This window comes from Silvania confinis, assembly GCF_025564085.1.
GTDB lineage: Bacteria > Pseudomonadota > Gammaproteobacteria > Enterobacterales > Enterobacteriaceae > Enterobacter > Enterobacter confinis.
This window is the reverse complement of record NZ_JAMGZJ010000065.1, coordinates 35,629-54,642: the sequence shown is the minus strand read 5'-3', so window position 1 is coordinate 54,642 and position 19,014 is coordinate 35,629. Positions and strand designations below refer to the sequence as shown.

The following is a 19,014-nucleotide window of genomic DNA, read 5'->3' as shown; positions in this document are numbered from 1 at the left end:
GTATCTACCTACCGGGAAAGGTGAATGGATAAGATAGAAGTTCGGGGCGCCCGCACCCACAATCTCAAAAATATCAACGTTATCATCCCGCGCGACAAGCTGATCGTCGTCACCGGGCTGTCGGGTTCAGGCAAATCGTCACTGGCTTTCGACACGCTGTATGCCGAGGGGCAACGTCGCTACGTTGAATCGCTCTCTGCTTATGCGCGCCAGTTCCTGTCGCTAATGGAAAAGCCAGACGTCGACCATATAGAAGGTCTGTCGCCTGCCATCTCCATTGAACAGAAGTCGACATCTCATAACCCACGCTCCACCGTGGGGACCATTACTGAAATTCATGACTACCTGCGCCTGCTGTATGCCCGCGTGGGTGAGCCGCGCTGCCCGGATCACGACGTTCCGCTGGCGGCACAAACCGTCAGCCAGATGGTGGATAACGTGCTATCACAGCCGGAAGGCAAACGCCTGATGCTGCTGGCGCCGATCATTAAAGAGCGTAAAGGCGAGCACACCAAAACGCTGGAGAACCTGGCAAGTCAGGGCTATATCCGCGCCCGTATCGACGGTGAAGTGTGCGATCTGTCGGATCCGCCAAAGCTGGAGCTGCAAAAGAAACACACCATCGAAGTGGTTATCGACCGCTTTAAGGTGCGTGAGGATATGACCCAGCGGCTGGCGGAATCATTCGAAACCGCGCTGGATCTTTCCGGCGGTACGGCGGTGGTTGCCGATATGGACGACCCGAAGGCGGACGAAATGCTGTTCTCTGCCAACTTCGCCTGCCCAATATGTGGCTACAGCATGCGCGAGCTGGAGCCCCGCCTGTTCTCGTTCAACAACCCAGCGGGCGCGTGTCCAACCTGCGACGGACTGGGCGTACAGCAGTATTTCGATCCGGATCGCGTTATCCAGAATCCAGAGCTGTCGCTGGCAGGTGGCGCGATTCGCGGTTGGGATAAGCGCAACTTCTACTACTTCCAGATGCTGAAGTCGCTGGCTGAACACTACAAGTTCGACGTCGAAGCCCCGTGGGGCAGCCTGAGCCCGACCGTGCATAAAGTGGTGTTGTACGGTTCCGGCAAAGAGAATATCGAGTTCAAGTATATGAACGATCGCGGCGATACGTCAGTGCGCCGTCATCCGTTCGAAGGCGTGCTGCACAATATGGAGCGCCGCTATAAAGAGACGGAATCGAGCGCAGTGCGCGAAGAGCTGGCGAAGTTTATCAGCAACCGCTCCTGCGCCACCTGCGACGGCACCCGTCTGCGTCGCGAAGCGCGCCACGTGTATGTTGAAAATACGCCGCTGCCTACCATCTCGGACATGAGCATCGGCCATGCGATGGACTTTTTCAACAACCTGAAGCTTGCGGGCCAGCGTGCGCAAATTGCTGAGAAGATCCTGAAAGAGATCGGCGATCGCCTGAAGTTCCTGGTCAACGTCGGCCTTAACTATCTGTCGCTTTCCCGCTCGGCAGAAACGTTGTCCGGCGGTGAAGCGCAGCGTATCCGTCTGGCGAGCCAGATTGGCGCCGGGCTGGTGGGGGTGATGTATGTACTGGATGAGCCATCCATCGGCCTGCACCAGCGCGACAACGAACGCCTGCTCGGAACACTGATCCACCTGCGTAACCTCGGCAACACGGTGATTGTGGTCGAGCACGACGAGGATGCGATCCGCGCGGCGGATCATGTTATTGATATCGGCCCTGGTGCCGGGGTGCACGGCGGGCAGGTGGTGGCCGAAGGCACGCTCGACGACATTATGGCGGTGCCAGAATCGCTGACCGGCCAGTTCATGAGCGGCAAGCGCCAGATCGCCGTACCACAACAGCGCGTCGCCGCCGATCCGGAAAAAGTACTTAAGTTGACCGGGGCCCGGGGCAACAACCTGAAAGACGTGACCCTGACCCTGCCAGTGGGCCTGTTTACCTGCATCACCGGGGTGTCGGGTTCCGGTAAATCGACGCTGATTAACGATACTTTGTTCCCGATTGCGCAAACCCAGCTGAACGGTGCGACGCTGGCCGAACCCGCGCCGTATCGCGAGATCCACGGGCTGGAGCATTTCGATAAAGTCATTGATATCGACCAAAGCCCTATCGGTCGTACGCCGCGTTCAAACCCGGCGACCTATACCGGCGTGTTTACGCCAGTTCGTGAACTGTTTGCCGGCGTGCCGGAATCCCGTTCGCGCGGGTATACACCAGGTCGTTTCAGCTTTAACGTGCGCGGTGGACGCTGCGAAGCCTGTCAGGGCGACGGGGTGATCAAAGTTGAAATGCACTTCCTGCCGGACATTTACGTGCCGTGCGACCAGTGCAAAGGCAAGCGCTATAACCGCGAAACGCTGGAAATTAAGTACAAAGGCAAGACCATCCACGAAGTGCTGGATATGACCATTGAAGAAGCACGCGAGTTCTTTGATGCCGTTCCGGCGCTGGCGCGTAAGCTGCAGACGCTAATGGACGTCGGCCTGACCTATATTCGTCTGGGTCAGTCTGCGACTACGCTCTCCGGCGGCGAAGCCCAGCGCGTGAAGCTGGCGCGTGAGCTGTCGAAGCGCGGCACCGGGCAGACGCTGTACATTCTGGATGAGCCGACCACCGGTCTGCACTTTGCCGACATTCAGCAGCTGCTCGAGGTTCTGCACCAGCTGCGCGATCAGGGCAACACCATTGTGGTGATTGAGCACAACCTGGACGTGATTAAAACCGCGGACTGGATTGTCGATCTCGGCCCGGAAGGCGGCAGCGGCGGCGGTGAGATTCTGGTCTCCGGTACGCCAGAAACCGTTGCAGAGTGCGAAGCATCGCACACTGCCCGCTTCCTCAAACCGCTGTTGAATTAATCATACCGAAAGCTGCTGTCGGGTCATCTCCGGCAGCAGCGCTACTGCCTGCTGATAAGAAGCATCCACCAGATAGTAAATCTGCGAATCCGGCAACGAACCGTCGAGATAAACCGTGCTCCAGTGCGCTTTATTCAGGTGCTTGCTCGGATGCACATCGGTGTGCTGCTGACGCAGCAGATCGGCTAACTCAGGGCTGGTTTTCAGCGACGCCGCCGGACGCCCCTCCACATCCTTCACCATCGCAAAAAGCACATCTGCGACCTTAATTTGCGTCGCCTTCCAGTCGCTGTGCACGCTTTGCTCGGCGCCAGGCTTATTCATGCAGTACTGAAGTATCTCCGAAATGGTCATCTTTGTTCCTCTGGTCGGGATGAGTCCTTCTAAGTGTGCAGCAATACGGCGAAAGGTAAAACCCGAAGCAGGCAAATCCGCTTAAATAATAATCAATGCCCCGTAGCCGGATCAGTATTCGGAGTTGACGATCACCTCTTCGCCAAACGCGCCCGCCTGCGGCAGCGGCTTATAGGTGGAATTTGAAGCGCGCAGCACGCGGATGCCTCTGGCCCCCGCCTCGCGGGCGGCAGTGATATCGCTGTCGGCATCACCGTAGTAAATTTTGATCTGTTTCTGCACAAGCGACGCCACTTTGCTGTTCTGCCGGGATTGCTCCCCGGTAAACACCACCGGGTTCATGTTCGCCGCCGGGATCAAAAATGCGTCCTGCAGGGTTTTAGTGAGGGTTTCGGTTTTGGTCTGGCTACGCCCGGTAATAAACCAGATCTGGTCGCCGCGTTTCAGGTGAACAGCAATGAGCGCGCGGGCGGACTCTTTCGGAATACTGAATTCATCCCAGCCGTTATTCATCTGCTGCCAGAAAGCGGGATTTTTGAGATACGCCTCGCTGTCGGGCGAAAAGGTTTTTTTACCTCGCCAGAAGCCGGGGCTGGAAAATAACACGGTATCGTCGATATCAAACCCCACCGCTATCGGCGGGCGTCCCATCAGGCTGTTTTCTATCTGGGCCACGGAAACCCAGTGAATTGGGGCCTGTTCCGCCAGCCTGGCGGCGGTTGTCCCGCTGTATAACGGCGTGGGTGAAGAGGCCTGGGCCACGACAGGATGACTAAGCGAGAACAATAAGCAGGTGGCGCTGAGCGCCAGTGTGATCTTGCGCATATTTTCCCCTGAATATTCAATCTGTTATTTTTTATTTTGAGCGGTTGGTCAAAAACACATCGAACATAACCCCGGCAGAAGGGGAAAGAAAGGAATTTTTTATATTAACCGCAATAAAAAGAGGGATATCACACTGCGCGGATTGACGCTTACTCACCGCTCTTCACGCATGAAAAGCGGTGAGAGTAAGTACTTACATTACAGCAGCAAAGGCCTGCGCCACGCGCTGTACGTTGCTCGTATTGAGGCCAGCCACGCACATGCGGCCGCTGGCAATCAGGTAGACGCCAAACTCGTCGCGCAGCCGGTCAACCTGTCCGGCGCTAAAGCCGGTATAGCTGAACATACCGCGCTGATGCAGCAGATAGTCGAAGTTATGCCCAGGCACCGCCTCTTTCAGCACATCGACCAGCGTCTGGCGCATCGCCAGAATACGTTTGCGCATCGCTTCGACTTCCGCCAGCCACTCGGCTTTCAGCTCCTCGTCACCCAGTACCGCTGCCACCACCTGCGCACCAAAGTTTGGCGGGCTGGAGTAGATACGACGCACGGTAGCTTTTAGCTGTCCGAGCACGCGACCGGCCGCATCCTGATCTTCGCAGACCACAGACAGGCCACCAACGCGCTCGCCATACAGCGAGAAGATTTTAGAGAACGAGTTGCTGACCAGCGCCGGCAGGCCTGCGCTGGCAATGGCGCGAATGGCGTAGGCGTCCTCTTCCATCCCCGCGCCAAAGCCCTGATAGGCAATGTCGAGGAACGGGATCAGGTTACGCGCTTTCAGCACCTCGATAACCGCGTCCCACTGGTCGTTGGTCAGGTCGGCACCGGTCGGGTTGTGGCAGCACGGGTGCAGCAACACAATACTGCGCTCCGGCAGCGTGCTCAGTTTTTCCAGCAACGCCTGCACACGTACGCCATTGGTTGCGGTGTCGAACCACGGATAGGTATTGACGGCAAAGCCCGCGCCTTCAAAGATGGCGACGTGGTTTTCCCAGGTCGGGTCGCTGACCCAGACGGCGGATCCCGGGAAATATTTCTGCAGGAAATCAGCACCCACTTTCAGGGCACCGGACCCCCCCAGCGTCTGGATGGTCGCCACACGTTTTTGCACCAGCACCGGATGATCCGCGCCAAACAGCAGCGGGGCAATGGTATTGCGATAACTGTTCAGCCCTTCCATCGGCAGATACAGCGATGCACCGTGCGGATGAGCATTGAGCCGCGCTTCGGCTTTTGCCACCGCCTGCAGTTGCGGAATGATGCCCGCTTCGTTGTAGTACAGACCAATACTGAGGTTAACTTTATCGCCTCGCGGATCGTCTTTGAAACGCTCCATCAAGGAGAGGATGGGGTCGCCAGCATAGGCGTCGACTTTCTGGAACACGCGATGGTTCTCCGGATAATAATGAGGCAGGGAATTCAACAATAAACCGGAAGCGGGAGAAGATCGAGAGGATGTTAATGAGGATGGGGTGCAGACGACAGCCCTCTCACCTAAGAGAGGGCGTGGCCATCAGTCAAGGTAGTGCATTGCCACCCGCGACGTCAGCCGCGTTATAAGTTCGTAAGCACTTACTTTCGTTATTTCAGCGATTCGCTCAACGGGTAAACCTTTACCCCACAGGGTAACAGGATCGCCCGCTTTTTCCTGCGCCTCTGGCCCGAGGTCAACGCAAATCATGTCCATCGCCACGCGTCCAACAATCGTCACTTCGCGACCGTTCACCAACACCGGCGTACCGGTGGGGGCCGCGCGGGGATAACCGTCGCCGTAGCCCATCGCCAGCACGCCCAGACGGGTGTCGCGCTCGCTCACCCAGGTGCCGCCGTAGCCGACCGGCTCACCGGCTTTATGTTCACGCACGGCGATCAGGCTGGACGTGAGCGACATCACCGGCTGAAAACCAAAATCCGGCCCCCAGGGTTTGCCCTCCAGCGGAGAGACGCCGTACAAAATAATGCCCGGGCGCGCCCAGTCGAAATGCGACTGCGGCCACAACAGAATGCCACCGGATGCCGCGATAGAGCGCATTCCCGGCTTGCCTTCGCAGAAGGTATTAAAGATGTCGAGCTGCTGTTCGGTTGCGCCGCATTCCGGCTCATCAGCGCGGGCAAAATGGCTGACGATATTGACCGGCTGGCGAACGTTTTTGCACTGGCTGAGGCGCTGATAAAACGCGTCGGCCTGCTCCGGACGCACGCCGAGACGGTGCATACCGGTGTCGAGTTTCATCCACACGGTCACCGGTTCGCTGAGCTCTGCGGTTTCGAGGGCGTCCAGCTGCTCCTGGTTATGCACCGCAGTGTGCAGTTTTTGCGCTGAAATGGTCGGCAGATCGGCGGCATTAAAGAAGCCTTCGAGCAGCAGGACAGGTTGGGTGATACCCCCTTCGCGCAGGCGCAGGGCTTCTTCAAGGCGGGCGACGCCAAAGGCATCAGCATCGGGGAGCGTTCGCGCGGTCTCGAGAAGACCGTGTCCGTAAGCGTTCGCTTTCACGACTGCAACCAGTTTACTGGCAGGCGCCAGTTCACGCAGGCGTTGCAGGTTGTGTCGCAGAGCGCGGCGGTTAATGACAACAGTTGCCGCTTGCATTTACATTCCTTAGAAATTACTCATCATCATATTGAGGACCGGCATAGTTGTCGAAACGCGACCACTGTCCGTTAAAGGTCAGACGTACCGTGCCAATCGGGCCGTTACGCTGCTTACCGATAATAATTTCTGCGATCCCTTTCATGTCGCTGTTCTCGTGATAAACCTCATCACGGTAGATGAACATGATTAAGTCGGCGTCCTGCTCAATGGAGCCGGATTCACGCAGGTCGGAGTTAACCGGGCGCTTATCGGCGCGCTGTTCCAGAGAGCGGTTAAGCTGCGACAGCGCCACTACCGGAACCTGCAGCTCTTTTGCCAGCGCCTTGAGTGAGCGCGAGATCTCGGCAATCTCCAGCGTACGGTTGTCGGACAGCGACGGGACGCGCATCAGCTGCAGGTAGTCGATCATGATAAGACCGATGCCGCCGTGCTCGCGAGCGATACGGCGCGCGCGGGATCGTACTTCGGTTGGCGTCAGGCCGGAAGAGTCATCGATATAGATGTTCCGTTTTTCCAGCAGGATCCCCATGGTGCCGGAGATCCGCGCCCAGTCTTCATCGTCGAGCTGACCGGTACGTATACGCGTCTGGTCCACGCGGGACAGCGAAGCCAGAGTACGCATCATGATTTGATCCGATGGCATCTCAAGACTGAAGATCAGCACCGGTTTATCCTGCAACATCGCCGCATTTTCAACGATATTCATCGCAAACGTGGTTTTACCCATCGATGGACGCGCGGCGACGATAATCAAATCCGACGGCTGCAAACCCGCGGTCTTTTTGTTCAGATCGTCATAACCGGTATTAACCCCGGTCACCCCGTCGTGCGGCTGCTGGAATAGCTGTTCAATACGCGCAATGGTCGAATCGAGGACTTCGGCAATGTTCCTCGGACCTTCGTCTTTATTGGCGCGGCTTTCGGCAATTTTAAACACCCGGCTTTCGGCCAGATCGAGCAGTTCGTCGCTGTTGCGGCCCTGCGGATCGAAACCGGCCTCTGCAATCTCGTTGGCGACAGAAATCATGTCACGCACGACGGCACGTTCACGCACGATGTCGGCATAAGCGCTGATGTTCGCCGCACTTGGGGTATTTTTCGATAGCTCCGCCAGATAGGCGAATCCGCCAACGGAGTCCAGTTGCCCCTGACGCTCCAGCGATTCCGCCAGGGTGATCAGGTCGATAGGGCTGCCCGCTTCCTGCAAACGGGCCATCTCGGTAAAGATATGGCGGTGCGGACGGGTATAGAAATCGTCAGTGACCACGCGCTCGGCAACATCGTCCCAGCGTTCGTTGTCCAGCATTAAACCGCCCAACACCGACTGCTCCGCTTCGATCGAGTGCGGCGGGACTTTTAATCCGGCTAACTGCGGATCGCGGTCACGGGGTTCAGTCTGTTTGTTGAAGGGTTTATTTCCTGCCATAGTGAAGGGAGTTACCGAGATAGAAATTGGGGTCGACAGATTAGCACAATTTTGGAGGATAAATGGCAACGCGCATCGAATTTAACCAGCACGGTGGACCGGAAGTCTTACAGGCAGTGACGTTTACACCCGCTGCGCCAGGAGAGCACGAAATCCAGGTCGAAAACAGAGCGATTGGCATTAACTACATCGACACCTACATCCGCAGTGGGCTGTATCCGCCGCCCGCCCTGCCGAGTGGTCTTGGGACCGAAGCCGCAGGCGTGGTGGTGAAAGTGGGCAGCGCGGTGAAGCATATAAAGGAAGGCGATCGGGTGGTCTATGCCCAGTCTGCGCTCGGGGCCTACAGTTCAGTGCATAACGTTGTCGCCGAGAAAGCCGCCATTCTGCCCAACGCGATCTCCTTTGAGCAGGCTGCTGCCTCGTTCCTGAAAGGGCTGACCGTTTACTATCTGCTGCGCAAAACCTATGAAATCAAACCCGATGAACCCTTCCTGTTCCATGCCGCCGCCGGGGGCGTCGGGCTGATTGCCTGCCAGTGGGCAAAAGCGCTGGGGGCAAAACTGATCGGCACGGTGGGTAGCGCGCAAAAGGCGCAGCGTGCGCTGCAGGCCGGAGCCTGGCAGGTGATCAACTACCGGGAAGAGAGCGTCGTTGAGCGGGTTAAAGAGATAACCGGCGGGAAAAAAGTGCGCGTAGTCTATGACTCGGTGGGTAAAGACACCTGGGAATCGTCGTTGGACTGTTTGCAGCGCCGAGGGCTGATGGTCAGCTTCGGCAACTCCTCTGGCCCGGTGACCGGGGTCAATCTGGGGATCCTCAATCAGAAGGGTTCGCTGTTTGCCACCCGACCGTCGTTGCAGGGCTATATCACCACCCATGAGGAACTGGTTGAAGCCAGCAATGAGCTGTTCTCGTTGATTGCCAGCGGCGTGATAAAGGTGGATGTCGCAGAAGCGCAGAAGTATCCGCTGGCCGAGGCGCAGCGCGCGCACGAGGTGCTGGAGAGTCGTGCGACCCAAGGATCGAGTTTGCTGATCCCATAAGTTTTGTCTTCCCCTAAATCATTTCTGTCGCAGGAAGGCGGCAATTGAATAAATCCCCGGGAGCTTACTCAAGTAAGTGACTGGGGTGAATGAAAGCAGCCAACGCATCTACGGCAGGAATGATGACGGGGAAGAAAGAAATTGGGCTTCCCGTGGGAAGCCCTTTCTTTTTTTGTTCGGCTGTATGTAGGGTACAGCTCGATGAATTCTTTAACGCCGGCAATAGTGACAGATTCGATAACTAAATCCTATTCCGTTCTAAGCAATGCTGCCGTAAAAGTTGCAAGGATGTGACGAAGGGCGCAATACCTTAGTAACGAAAGCGGTTATTGCGCTGATACCGTGGGACTTTTGGCGATTTAATTGCCCGTATCGCCCACACCACCGCCACCGCCAGCAGTAACCACGGCAGTAGCTTCAGCATCAGAGCAAAGAGCCCACCGATAAACATGACTACCGTCGCAACAACCAGCGCGGCAATAATCCCCAGCAGCGAGACGCCCGTTACCATCAGCATCACAAAAAATCCCAACACAAAAAGTAGTTCAAGCATGGCTCTCTCCCACAAGGCGTTACAACGATACGCTGAGTATTACAAGAAACGTGCCAGAAATAACTTATTGATATGAAAGAAAAACGCCCGGCAGTGCGCTGCCGGGCGTGGTGAATTTAACCAACTTTTAGTGAAAATTATCGCTTATCGGCCACCAGGCGCAGCGCCTGCTCCAGCACCTCGATATCGGCACCGGCTTTATGCGCATTTTCACTCAGGTAACGTCGCCACTGACGTGCACCGGGGATCCCCTGGAACAAGCCCAGCATATGGCGGGAGATGTGCCCCAAATAGGTACCGTTGCTGAGCTCGCGCTCAATGTACGGGTACATCGCGCGCACCACTTCAACCGGATCGCGGTCGGTGCCATTGACGCCAAAGATCTCGCGATCCACCGCCGCCATAATCCCCGGATTCTGATAAGCCTCGCGCCCGACCATCACGCCATCCATATGCTGCAGATGGGTTTTAGCGTCTTCCAGCGAGGTGATCCCGCCATTAATGGCCATCGTCAGCTGCGGGAAATCACGCTTCAACTGATACACACGCGGATAGTCCAGCGGTGGGATCTCGCGGTTTTCTTTCGGGCTCAGACCCGAAAGCCAGGCCTTGCGGGCGTGGATGATGAACATCTCGCACTCGCCCTGACCAGATACGGTATTGATGAAATCGCACAGAAATTCATAGCTGTCCTGGTCGTCGATACCGATACGGGTTTTAACCGTGACCGGGATAGAGACCACATCGCGCATCGCTTTCACGCAGTCGGCCACCAGTTGGGCGTTGCCCATCAGGCAGGCGCCAAACATACCGTTCTGTACGCGGTCAGAGGGACAACCGACGTTCAGATTGATCTCGTCGTAACCACGTTCCTCGGCGAGCTTTGCACAGTGCGCCAGGGCCGCCGGATCGCTACCACCCAGCTGCAGGGCGACCGGATGCTCTTCTTCGCTGTAGGCCAGATAGTCGCCTTTGCCATGAATAATCGCCCCGGTGGTCACCATCTCGGTATAGAGCAAGCTATGACGCGAAAGCTGGCGCAGGAAGTAGCGGCAATGGCGATCCGTCCAGTCGAGCATTGGCGCGACGGAAAAACGATGAGCGGAATAAAGTGACGTGTTTTCTGACGACATGGCGAAGTTTTAAGCACCTGGTGAAAAAGGGGCGCTACTATAGCATAAAGAAACGCCGGAGGCCGAGCGCCTCCGGATCGCTAGAAGGTCACGCTGAACTGCGCGCCCGCGCCCCAGGTTTCGTCTTCGCCGTAAATACCGGTCAAATCGATATGCACGGTGCTAAACGGTGCAAAGCCCAGACCGCCGGTAAAGACGTTGCTGTCGTTGCCCTTCACATCAGCGCGAAAACCCCCGCGTACCGCCAGCCAGCCCAGCAGGGACACTTCAGCCCCCACGCCGGCATACTGCGAGTTCGCTTCACTCTTAAAGCCTTTCGTTTCCGTCAGATCGGCATCTGCGCTAAGGGTAAGCAAGTCGGTGTGCCAGGCCACGCCCGCCGTCACCAGCGGCCGTACCTGGTAGGTATCCTGATAGCTCACCACTTCGCCGGTGCGCCCGTTGAGGATGCGAATATCGTTGGTATCAATATCATGGGATATCAGATTCTGCCCGCTCAGGCCTACTGTCCAGTACTCACCGAAATCGGCCGCCAGCCCGACATCCACATTGAAACTGGTGTCGTCATTACGGTAACGGCTGCTGCTAAAATCGCTGCTGTCGTAGGTATAAATTGAGGTGGTGTAGTTATACAGCCAGGTTTGCTGCAGCTTCGGCGTCACGCCAACGGAAACCGGGATGCCGTTCATCTCAAACTGACGGGCCACGGCAATACCGTAGTCGGAGACAATCGCCGCCCTGCCGGAGGCGGTAGAGTTGAGGTTTTGCGTAATCACATCGCTGCCGTTCACCGCCGCACTGAAAGCCATCTGGCTGGTCATCCCGGAGCTGTTCTCAATGTTGCGCAAAAAAACGATATCCTGCGGGTCAATTTCCGAGCTAATGCGGGCATGGGCATACGCTTTCGCAACAAACGCCATTGAGATATTCGCACCAGGGATACTGACCGCGATCCCTGCCCCGGCGTTGCCGTGCGCCGTTTTGCCGTCGAGGAATTCCAGCTCGTCGGCAAGCGTGGTGGCCGCGAGTTGAAGCTGTCTGACGGTGCCCTGGGGGTCCCTCAGTAATGCCTGGGTTGTCAAATTATCAATCACATTTTCGTAGTAACTGATCTGATCGCTGATCTGATCGATCTCATCCTGCAAATTGTCCTTATCGCTCACCTGCACGCCGACCGACGGCAAAATGACCGTAATATCATCATCCTGTTTCGATTTAGCCAGCAGCGCCGGGTTAATCAGTACCCCGCTGCCATAGTGTGCCGAAGCGACCCCTGTCCCGCCCATCGCGTCATTTCGCGCTTCTGTCCAGGTATTAGCCGCTTCGGCCTGATTAATGATTAAGACAGAGACAGCTACTCCAGCCACAGCAAAGTTATAAGGTTTTTTCACGGTATGCTCGACTTGTCTGCTTGTGTGTACAAACCCATGCCAGCCATTAGCAGGCAGGAACAAACATCCGCTGTGACAAAAGTATTAGGTCTAAAAAATCGTCTCAACCATTCGTATTAGATTGATTTTGTTAATATTTATTTCCTTTCACCAGGTATAGAAGAGGTTTTTACTTTCGCCCAGGTTTTCCGTCGTGCGGACCAAAAAATTGCGGCGGGTGATCCACCCAACGATCCTCGCGAGTGGCGGCGTAGACGGGATTCAACGGGTAATAAATACGGTTCTGTTTTTTATTGGCTTCGCCCACCACCAGCAACCTCACCTCGTCGGGGGTGTTATTGATAAAGGTGTGACATACGCCGGTTCCGGCAGGAAAACCGACGCTGTCCCCTGGCTCCAGTTTCCACAGGTGGCCATTGATCCAGGCTTCCGGATAACCCTCCAGCACGTAGATGAATTCTTCTTCGTCGCTTTCGGCATGCGGGTATGAGGTGCGGCGTCCTGGCGGCAGGCGCTCGTGGTGGATGCCAATGCGCCGCAGCCCCAGCGTGCGGGCCAGCGGCGCACCGATGGCAAATAGCTCGGGGCTGTCGGGATAGGTTGAATTATCAGCACCTTCCAGGTCGCGCCAGTGTTGAATACAATCGGGTCTTTTCATCGTGTTGTTCCCCATGTGGATTTGCGTCAGGTATAGCATACCCGGCCGATCTCGGCGTTTCAGGCAGAACATGGTAGAGTGGCGGTTTGCTATTCCATAGATTCGAGGTGCAACATGGAAACGACCACAAAGCAGGAGCTGTTAGCGCAAGCCGAAAAGCTGTGCGCGCAACGCAATGTGCGCCTGACCCCACAGCGCCTTGAAGTGCTCCGCCTGCTGAGCCTGCAGCAAGGGGCGATCAGCGCCTACGATCTGCTCGATTTGCTGCGCGTCAGCGAGCCGCAGGCCAAACCGCCAACGGTCTATCGCGCGCTCGATTTTCTGCTTGAGCAGGGCTTTGTGCATAAAGTGGAATCGACCAACAGCTATGTCCTGTGCCATCTGTTTGATCAGCCTACACACACCTCAGCCATGTTTATCTGCGATCGCTGCGGCAGCGTGAAGGAAGAGGGAGCGGAGGGCGTAGAGGACATCATGCATACGCTGGCGGCGAAGATGGGATTTGCCCTGCGTCATAACATCATCGAAGCGCACGGGCTATGCAGCCGCTGTGTAGAAGTGGAAGCCTGCCGTCACCAGGACAACTGCCAGCATGACCACTCCATTCTGACGAAGAAAAAACCGCGTTAAATGAGCAAAAAAAGGGGCGGCCTGAGGCCGCCCTGGGCGTACATCCGTGTACCTGCGGGTATAGGTTAATTACCAGCGGTAGTCGTTACGGGTTTCCCAGTCACCGACCTCTTTTTCCGCCCGTTCTTTCTCATATCCATAGCGTTCCTGAATTTTACCGACCAGCTGGTCACGTTTCCCTTCAATGACAGTCATGTCATCGTCAGTCAGGTCGCCCCACTGTTCTTTAACTTTACCTTTCAACTGTTTCCAGTTACCGCCGACTTGGTCTTTATTCATCATCGATTCCTCTTCGTTCGGTCGTGTAGGACAGGTATTTCGTCCGTGCGATACGTTTCATGCTGGACGTGATGATAATTATAGATAAGCCTGCGGCACTCGGTTCGTTATTCGGAATCTTTTACCATTAACGCAGACGAAGCCGCTACCGAAACCAGGTGTTGTTGCGCCAGTGTCGACGCCAGATCCACGCCAGCGACAACCCTCGCAGGGCGAGAAAGACGCACAGCGCCAGCCATAAACCGTGATTCCCCAGCCACGGCAGCGTCAACAGCGTCAGGCCAAACCCGGCCGCCGCCACCGCCATGCTGTTGCGCATCTCCGCACCGCGCGTTGCGCCAATAAACATGCCATCCAGCAAGTAGCACCAGACCCCCACCACCGGCAAAATGACCTGCCAGATAAGGTAATGGCTCGCCAGCGTTCGCAGCGCGGGCAACGACGTCAGCAGGGCAATAATCTGCTCGCCTGCCAGGGCATACAGGAGCGCGAAAGCCAGCGCCACCAGGCCAGACTGACGACAGGCCGCCCGCCAGACTTCACGCAAGTGACCGCTTTCGCGCGCGCCGTAAGCCTGCCCGGAGTGCGCTTCAACTGCATACGCAAAGCCATCCAGCGCATAGGCAGTAAAGGTCAGCAGCGTCATTAGCACGGCGTTTACCGCTACAATCTCTGGCCCCAGCCGCGCGCCCATTACCGTCAGCGCCCCAAAGCACAGCTGGAGCAACAGCGAGCGCAGCATAATGTCGCGGTTCAACGCCAGTAATCGGCGGACGTTGCCGCGCCAGCTGGTTTTCAGCAACGACCACGAAATACCGCGCAGGGCAAGCACCCGCCAGACCATCCACAGGCCAATAAAGAAGGTTACGTATTCCGCGACGACGGTCGCCAGGGCAGCGCCCTGCACGTTCATCTTGAGCCCCATCACCAGCCACAGATCCAGCACGATATTGAGCAGATTGCCCACCACCAGCAGGATCACTGGCGCGCGAGCATACTGAACGCCCAGCAGCCAACCGAGCAGCACCAGGTTCGCCAGCGAGGCCGGGGCGCTGAGCCAGCGGATCTCAAGGAAGCGCCGCGCCTGCAGCAGTACGGCTTCACTGCCACCGACGATATGCAGAGCCAGATCGATAAGCGGCGTGCGCAGCAGCATAATCAGCAATCCGGCAGCCAGCGCCATAATGAGCGGCTGCACCAGCGCCCGCGCCAGCCGATGAGGGTCTTTTGCGCCATACGCCTGGGATGTCAGTCCGGTGGTGCTCATGCGCAAAAACAGCAGCAGCATAAACAGGAAGCTGGTCGCCGTAGCGCCAATCGCCACGCCGCCGAGATAGACAGGGGAATCCAGATGGCCGATCACTGCCGTATCCACCAGTCCCAGCAAAGGAACGCTGATGTTGGAGAAGATCATTGGCAACGCAAGACGCCATAACGCCTTATCGGAAGCAGTCAGAAGAGACATAGGAATAACCAGAGAGAAAAACAGCAGGCTACGGCGAAACCGTAGCCTGTCAGGAAGAGATTATAACCACTCACCGTTGCGGATGACGCCCACCGCCAGACCTTCGATGGAGAAGTTACTCTCACGCAGGTCGACGACAATCGGCGTAAATTCGCTGTTTTCCGGCAGAAGCTGAACCGTGTTGCCCTGTTTTTTTAGGCGCTTAACGGTCACTTCATCATCGATACGCGCAACCACCACCTGACCGTTACGCACGTCCTGGGTTTTATGCACTGCCAGCAGGTCGCCATCCAGAATACCGATGTCTTTCATTGACATGCCGCTCACGCGCAGTAAAAAGTCTGCGCTGGGTTTGAACATGCCCGGATCGACCTGATAGTGGCCTTCGATGTGCTGTTGCGCCAGCAGCGGTTCCCCGGCAGCCACGCGACCCACGAGCGGAAGGCCCTCTTCTGCTTCGACAAGCAGACGAATACCACGAGAAGCGCCGGACACAATTTCAACCACACCTTTACGCGCCAGTGCCTTAAGGTGTTCTTCAGCAGCGTTTGGAGAACGGAAGCCTAACCGCTGTGCAATTTCTGCACGTGTCGGTGGCATTCCCGTCTGGCTGATATGATCCCGAATGAGATCAAACACCTCTTGCTGTCTGGCCGTTAACGCTTTCATTCCGCCCCCTGGGTGTATATACAGTTATGCTGTGAGTATATACAGCTAAAGGTGATTTTGGAACAACAAACCGCACAAAAAACCAGAGACTTACTCAGTTTCTGAAGGCTTATCGCAAATGTCCCCATAACAGAGTGCCCCAGGTGAATACCGCCACCAGTATCGACATCAGCACAGCGGCAGAGCCCATATCTTTTGCCCGGCCCGACAGTTCATGATGGTCAGTCCCAATCCGGTCGACCACCGCCTCGATCGCACTGTTAAGAATTTCGACTATCATCACCAACATCACCGAGCCAATCAGTAATACGCGGGTGATGGCATCAATATCCAGCCAGCAGGCGATAATAATTGCCGCGAAAACGGCAACGCCTTCCTGGCGAAAAGCGGCTTCATTAGCCCAGGCAGCACGGATGCCTTTCCATGAATAACCGGCAGCTTTGATGATACGGATGAACCCAGTGGTATTATTAGCCATTAAAAAGAAACCTTTCTTCAAAAAAAGCGTCATTAACTGTGGCTTAGGCGCGTCGCGCCGCCGCCCGAAGTATGACGGGTAACAACAGAAATTTTGCGCGCTTTCTGTTATCCTTGCGCCGCAATTGCATTTTTAACCAGAGGCTTTACATCGTTTATGTCTGGCTGGCCACGAATTTACTACAAATTACTTAATTTACCATTAAGCGTCCTGGTAAAAAGCAAGTCCATTCCCGCGGAACCCGCACTGGAATTAGGGCTCGATACCTCACGTCCAATTATGTACGTGTTGCCTTATAACTCTAAGGCCGACTTGCTGACGCTGCGCGCCCAATGCCTGGCGCACGATCTTCCCGATCCGCTGGAACCGCTGGAGATCGACGGCACCTTGCTGCCGCGCTATATCTTCATTCACGGCGGTCCGCGCGTATTCACCTGGTACACACCGAAAGAAGAGTCGATCAAGCTGTTCCATGATTACCTCGACCTGCACCGCAGCAATCCCGATCTGGATGTGCAGATGGTGCCGGTATCGGTGATGTTTGGCCGCCGTCCGGGTCGCGACAAAGGCGAAGAAAACCCGCCGCTGCGCATGCTCAACGGGGTGCAGAAATTTTTCGCCGTCAACTGGCTGGGCCGCGACAGCTTTGTGCGTTTTTCGCCGTCGGTCTCACTGCGTCACATGGCTGATGAGCACGGCACCGATAAAACCATCGCCCAGAAGCTGGCGCGCGTGGCACGTATGCACTTTGCCCGCCAGCGCCTTGCTGCAGTAGGCCCACGCCTGCCGGCTCGCCAGGATCTGTTTAACAAACTGCTGGCGTCGAAAGCGATCGCCCGTGCCGTCGAAGACGAAGCGCGCAGCAAAAAAATCTCCCACGAGAAGGCGCAGCAAAACGCCATCGCGCTGATGGAAGAAATTGCCGCCAACTTCTCTTACGAGATGATCCGCCTGAGCGACCGTATCCTGAGCTTTACCTGGAACCGTCTGTATCAGGGGATCCACGTGCACAACGCCGAGCGTGTACGCCAGCTGGCCCACGATGGCCATGAGATTGTTTATGTGCCCTGCCACCGTAGCCACATGGACTATCTGCTACTCTCGTATGTGCTTTATCACCAGGGGCTGGTGCCACCGCACATTGCGGCCGGTATTAACCTGAACTTCTGGCCAGCAGGCCCGATTTTCCGCCGTCTGGGTGCGTTCTTCATTCGCCGTACGTTTAAAGGCAACAAGCTCTACTCCACCGTATTCCGCGAATATCTGGGCGAGCTGTTCAGCCGCGGCTATTCGGTCGAGTATTTCGTTGAAGGCGGTCGTTCCCGTACCGGGCGTCTGCTCGATCCGAAGACCGGCACCCTGTCGATGACCATTCAGGCGATGCTGCGCGGCGGTACCCGTCCAATCACTCTGGTGCCGATCTACATCGGTTACGAGCACGTGATGGAAGTGGGCACTTACGCCAAAGAGTTGCGCGGCGCGACCAAAGAGAAAGAGAGCCTGCTGCAGATGGTGCGGGGCTTAAGCAAGCTGCGCAATCTGGGTCAGGGCTACGTTAACTTCGGCGAGCCGATGCCGCTGATGACCTACCTCAACAACCGGGTGCCGGAGTGGCGCGAGTCCATCGACCCGATTGAAGCGGTGCGTCCAGCGTGGCTGACGCCAACGGTTAACAGTATTGCCGACGAGCTGATGGTGCGAATCAACAACGCCGGTGCGGCTAACGCCATGAACCTGTGCTGTACCGCGCTGCTGGGTTCTCGCCAGCGTTCGCTCACCCGCGAGCAGTTGACCGAGCAGCTCGACTGCTACCTGAACCTGATGCGTAACGTGCCGTATGCCTCAGACGTGACGGTACCGTCCGCCAGCGCCAGCGATCTTATCGAGCACGCGCTGCAGATGAACAAGTTCGAGGTCGAGAAAGACACCATCGGCGATATCATCATTCTGCCGCGCGAGCAGGCGGTGCTGATGACGTACTATCGCAATAACATTGCGCATATGCTGATGCTGCCTTCGCTGATGGCGGCGATCATCACCCAGCATCGTCACATCACCCGACAGGCGCTGCTGCACCATGTCGAAGTGCTTTACCCGATGCTGAAAGCAGAGTTGTTCCTGCGCTGGCGCAATGATGAACTGGCCGAGGTGCTGGATCAGCAGATCGAAGAGCTGATCCGCCAGGGACTGATTACGCTGAAGAACGACGAGCTGCAAATCAACCCGTCTCGCTCACGCACCCTGCAGCTGCTGGCTGCGGGCGCGCGCGAAACGGTGCAGCGCTACGCCATTACCTTCTGGCTGCTGAGCGCCAACCCGTCAATCAACCGCGGGACGCTGGAGAAAGAGAGCCGCACCCTGGCACAGCGCCTGTCGATGCTGCACGGCATCAATGCGCCGGAGTTCTTCGACAAGGCGGTATTCAGTTCGCTGGTGTCAACGCTGCGTGACGAAGGGTATATCAGTGACAGCGGTGACGCCGAGCCGGAAGAGACGATGAAGGTTTACCAGATGCTGGCAGACCTGATTACCTCGGACGTGCGCTTAACGATTGAGAGCGCGACGCAGGGCGAATAGTGCATAAAGGTGTGGTCTGATGCCCTCACCCCGGCCCTCTCCCTGTGGGAGAGGGTGCAAACATAAAAAAGGCAGCCGAAA

17 protein-coding genes are annotated in these 19,014 nt (G+C 56.6%); 4 read left to right on the top strand and 13 right to left on the bottom strand.

The annotated features are described in order from the left end of the window. Positions 1–24 precede the first annotated feature (24 nt). On the top strand, positions 25–2,850 hold the full coding sequence (gene uvrA / locus M8013_RS02915) for an excinuclease ABC subunit UvrA (RefSeq protein WP_271266337.1): 2,826 nt from the start codon (positions 25–27) through the stop codon (positions 2,848–2,850). Here the strand turns inward: uvrA and M8013_RS02910 are convergent, their stop codons facing one another. From M8013_RS02910 to dnaB, 5 genes are all read right to left on the bottom strand, one after another. After that, on the bottom strand, positions 2,851–3,204 hold the full coding sequence (locus tag M8013_RS02910; protein ID WP_271266336.1) for an MmcQ/YjbR family DNA-binding protein: 354 nt from the start codon (positions 3,202–3,204) through the stop codon (positions 2,851–2,853). Positions 3,205–3,315: 111 nt separating this feature from the next. Further along, entirely contained in the window at positions 3,316–4,029 is a 714-nt protein-coding gene (gene aphA / locus M8013_RS02905; protein ID WP_271266335.1) for an acid phosphatase AphA, read from the bottom strand. Between the two features lie 193 nt (positions 4,030–4,222). Then, complete coding sequence (gene tyrB / locus M8013_RS02900; RefSeq protein ID WP_271266334.1) at positions 4,223–5,416, bottom strand: aromatic amino acid transaminase; 1,194 nt, start codon at positions 5,414–5,416, stop codon at positions 4,223–4,225. A 129-nt stretch (positions 5,417–5,545) separates the two neighbouring features. Next, a complete protein-coding gene (gene alr / locus M8013_RS02895; protein ID WP_271266333.1) occupies positions 5,546–6,625 on the bottom strand; it encodes an alanine racemase in 1,080 nt (359 codons plus the stop codon). Between the two features lie 16 nt (positions 6,626–6,641). Beyond that, entirely contained in the window at positions 6,642–8,054 is a 1,413-nt protein-coding gene (dnaB, locus tag M8013_RS02890) for a replicative DNA helicase (protein ID WP_271266332.1), read from the bottom strand. A gap of 62 nt (positions 8,055–8,116) precedes the next feature. Between dnaB and M8013_RS02885 the strand changes: the two genes are divergently transcribed. Continuing rightward, complete coding sequence (locus tag M8013_RS02885; protein WP_271266331.1) at positions 8,117–9,100, top strand: quinone oxidoreductase; 984 nt, start codon at positions 8,117–8,119, stop codon at positions 9,098–9,100. Positions 9,101–9,410: 310 nt separating this feature from the next. Here the strand turns inward: M8013_RS02885 and pspG are convergent, their stop codons facing one another. The 4 genes from pspG to M8013_RS02865 form a co-directional block, all read right to left on the bottom strand. After that, a complete protein-coding gene (gene pspG / locus M8013_RS02880) occupies positions 9,411–9,653 on the bottom strand; it encodes an envelope stress response protein PspG (protein ID WP_271266330.1) in 243 nt (80 codons plus the stop codon). Between the two features lie 137 nt (positions 9,654–9,790). Then, positions 9,791–10,786 carry a tRNA dihydrouridine(20/20a) synthase DusA gene (gene dusA / locus M8013_RS02875; protein ID WP_271266329.1) on the bottom strand — a complete coding sequence of 332 codons (996 nt, stop codon included), beginning with the start codon at positions 10,784–10,786 and terminating at the stop codon, positions 9,791–9,793. Between the two features lie 80 nt (positions 10,787–10,866). Further along, positions 10,867–12,177, bottom strand: coding sequence for a conjugal transfer protein TraF (locus M8013_RS02870; RefSeq protein ID WP_271266328.1), 1,311 nt, complete (start codon positions 12,175–12,177; stop codon positions 10,867–10,869). Positions 12,178–12,346: 169 nt separating this feature from the next. Continuing rightward, positions 12,347–12,835 carry a cupin domain-containing protein gene (locus M8013_RS02865; RefSeq protein WP_271266327.1) on the bottom strand — a complete coding sequence of 163 codons (489 nt, stop codon included), beginning with the start codon at positions 12,833–12,835 and terminating at the stop codon, positions 12,347–12,349. A 114-nt stretch (positions 12,836–12,949) separates the two neighbouring features. Here M8013_RS02865 and zur point away from each other — a divergent pair, with 114 nt between their 5' ends. Beyond that, on the top strand, positions 12,950–13,465 hold the full coding sequence (gene zur / locus M8013_RS02860; RefSeq protein ID WP_271266326.1) for a zinc uptake transcriptional repressor Zur: 516 nt from the start codon (positions 12,950–12,952) through the stop codon (positions 13,463–13,465). Between the two features lie 69 nt (positions 13,466–13,534). On the opposite strand, the gene M8013_RS02855 is transcribed toward zur, so the two are convergent. From M8013_RS02855 to M8013_RS02840, 4 genes are all read right to left on the bottom strand, one after another. Next, positions 13,535–13,744 (bottom strand): CsbD family protein, encoded by a 210-nt coding sequence (locus tag M8013_RS02855; RefSeq protein ID WP_271266325.1) that lies wholly within the window; start codon positions 13,742–13,744, stop codon positions 13,535–13,537. Positions 13,745–13,889: 145 nt separating this feature from the next. Then, positions 13,890–15,209, bottom strand: coding sequence for an MATE family efflux transporter DinF (gene dinF / locus M8013_RS02850; RefSeq protein ID WP_271266324.1), 1,320 nt, complete (start codon positions 15,207–15,209; stop codon positions 13,890–13,892). 60 nt (positions 15,210–15,269) lie between these two features. Continuing rightward, a complete protein-coding gene (gene lexA, locus M8013_RS02845) occupies positions 15,270–15,878 on the bottom strand; it encodes a transcriptional repressor LexA (RefSeq protein WP_271266323.1) in 609 nt (202 codons plus the stop codon). Positions 15,879–15,987: 109 nt separating this feature from the next. Next, a complete protein-coding gene (locus M8013_RS02840; protein WP_271266322.1) occupies positions 15,988–16,356 on the bottom strand; it encodes a diacylglycerol kinase in 369 nt (122 codons plus the stop codon). Between the two features lie 156 nt (positions 16,357–16,512). Here M8013_RS02840 and plsB point away from each other — a divergent pair, with 156 nt between their 5' ends. Beyond that, a complete protein-coding gene (gene plsB, locus M8013_RS02835; protein ID WP_271266321.1) occupies positions 16,513–18,933 on the top strand; it encodes a glycerol-3-phosphate 1-O-acyltransferase PlsB in 2,421 nt (806 codons plus the stop codon). Positions 18,934–19,014 lie beyond the last annotated feature (81 nt).

What these genes read in the sequence shown, in the direction of transcription:
- uvrA (WP_271266337.1), top strand. Translation starts at nt 25, where the DNA reads ATGGATAAGATAGAAGTTCGGGGCGCCCGCACCCACAATCTCAAAAAT.
- M8013_RS02910 (WP_271266336.1), bottom strand. Translation starts at nt 3,204, where the DNA reads ATGACCATTTCGGAGATACTTCAGTACTGCATGAATAAGCCTGGCGCC.
- aphA (WP_271266335.1), bottom strand. Translation starts at nt 4,029, where the DNA reads ATGCGCAAGATCACACTGGCGCTCAGCGCCACCTGCTTATTGTTCTCG.
- alr (WP_271266333.1), bottom strand. Translation starts at nt 6,625, where the DNA reads ATGCAAGCGGCAACTGTTGTCATTAACCGCCGCGCTCTGCGACACAAC.
- dnaB (WP_271266332.1), bottom strand. Translation starts at nt 8,054, where the DNA reads ATGGCAGGAAATAAACCCTTCAACAAACAGACTGAACCCCGTGACCGC.
- M8013_RS02885 (WP_271266331.1), top strand. Translation starts at nt 8,117, where the DNA reads ATGGCAACGCGCATCGAATTTAACCAGCACGGTGGACCGGAAGTCTTA.
- pspG (WP_271266330.1), bottom strand. Translation starts at nt 9,653, where the DNA reads ATGCTTGAACTACTTTTTGTGTTGGGATTTTTTGTGATGCTGATGGTA.
- dusA (WP_271266329.1), bottom strand. Translation starts at nt 10,786, where the DNA reads ATGTCGTCAGAAAACACGTCACTTTATTCCGCTCATCGTTTTTCCGTC.
- M8013_RS02865 (WP_271266327.1), bottom strand. Translation starts at nt 12,835, where the DNA reads ATGAAAAGACCCGATTGTATTCAACACTGGCGCGACCTGGAAGGTGCT.
- zur (WP_271266326.1), top strand. Translation starts at nt 12,950, where the DNA reads ATGGAAACGACCACAAAGCAGGAGCTGTTAGCGCAAGCCGAAAAGCTG.
- M8013_RS02855 (WP_271266325.1), bottom strand. Translation starts at nt 13,744, where the DNA reads ATGAATAAAGACCAAGTCGGCGGTAACTGGAAACAGTTGAAAGGTAAA.
- dinF (WP_271266324.1), bottom strand. Translation starts at nt 15,209, where the DNA reads ATGTCTCTTCTGACTGCTTCCGATAAGGCGTTATGGCGTCTTGCGTTG.
- lexA (WP_271266323.1), bottom strand. Translation starts at nt 15,878, where the DNA reads ATGAAAGCGTTAACGGCCAGACAGCAAGAGGTGTTTGATCTCATTCGG.
- M8013_RS02840 (WP_271266322.1), bottom strand. Translation starts at nt 16,356, where the DNA reads ATGGCTAATAATACCACTGGGTTCATCCGTATCATCAAAGCTGCCGGT.
- plsB (WP_271266321.1), top strand. Translation starts at nt 16,513, where the DNA reads ATGTCTGGCTGGCCACGAATTTACTACAAATTACTTAATTTACCATTA.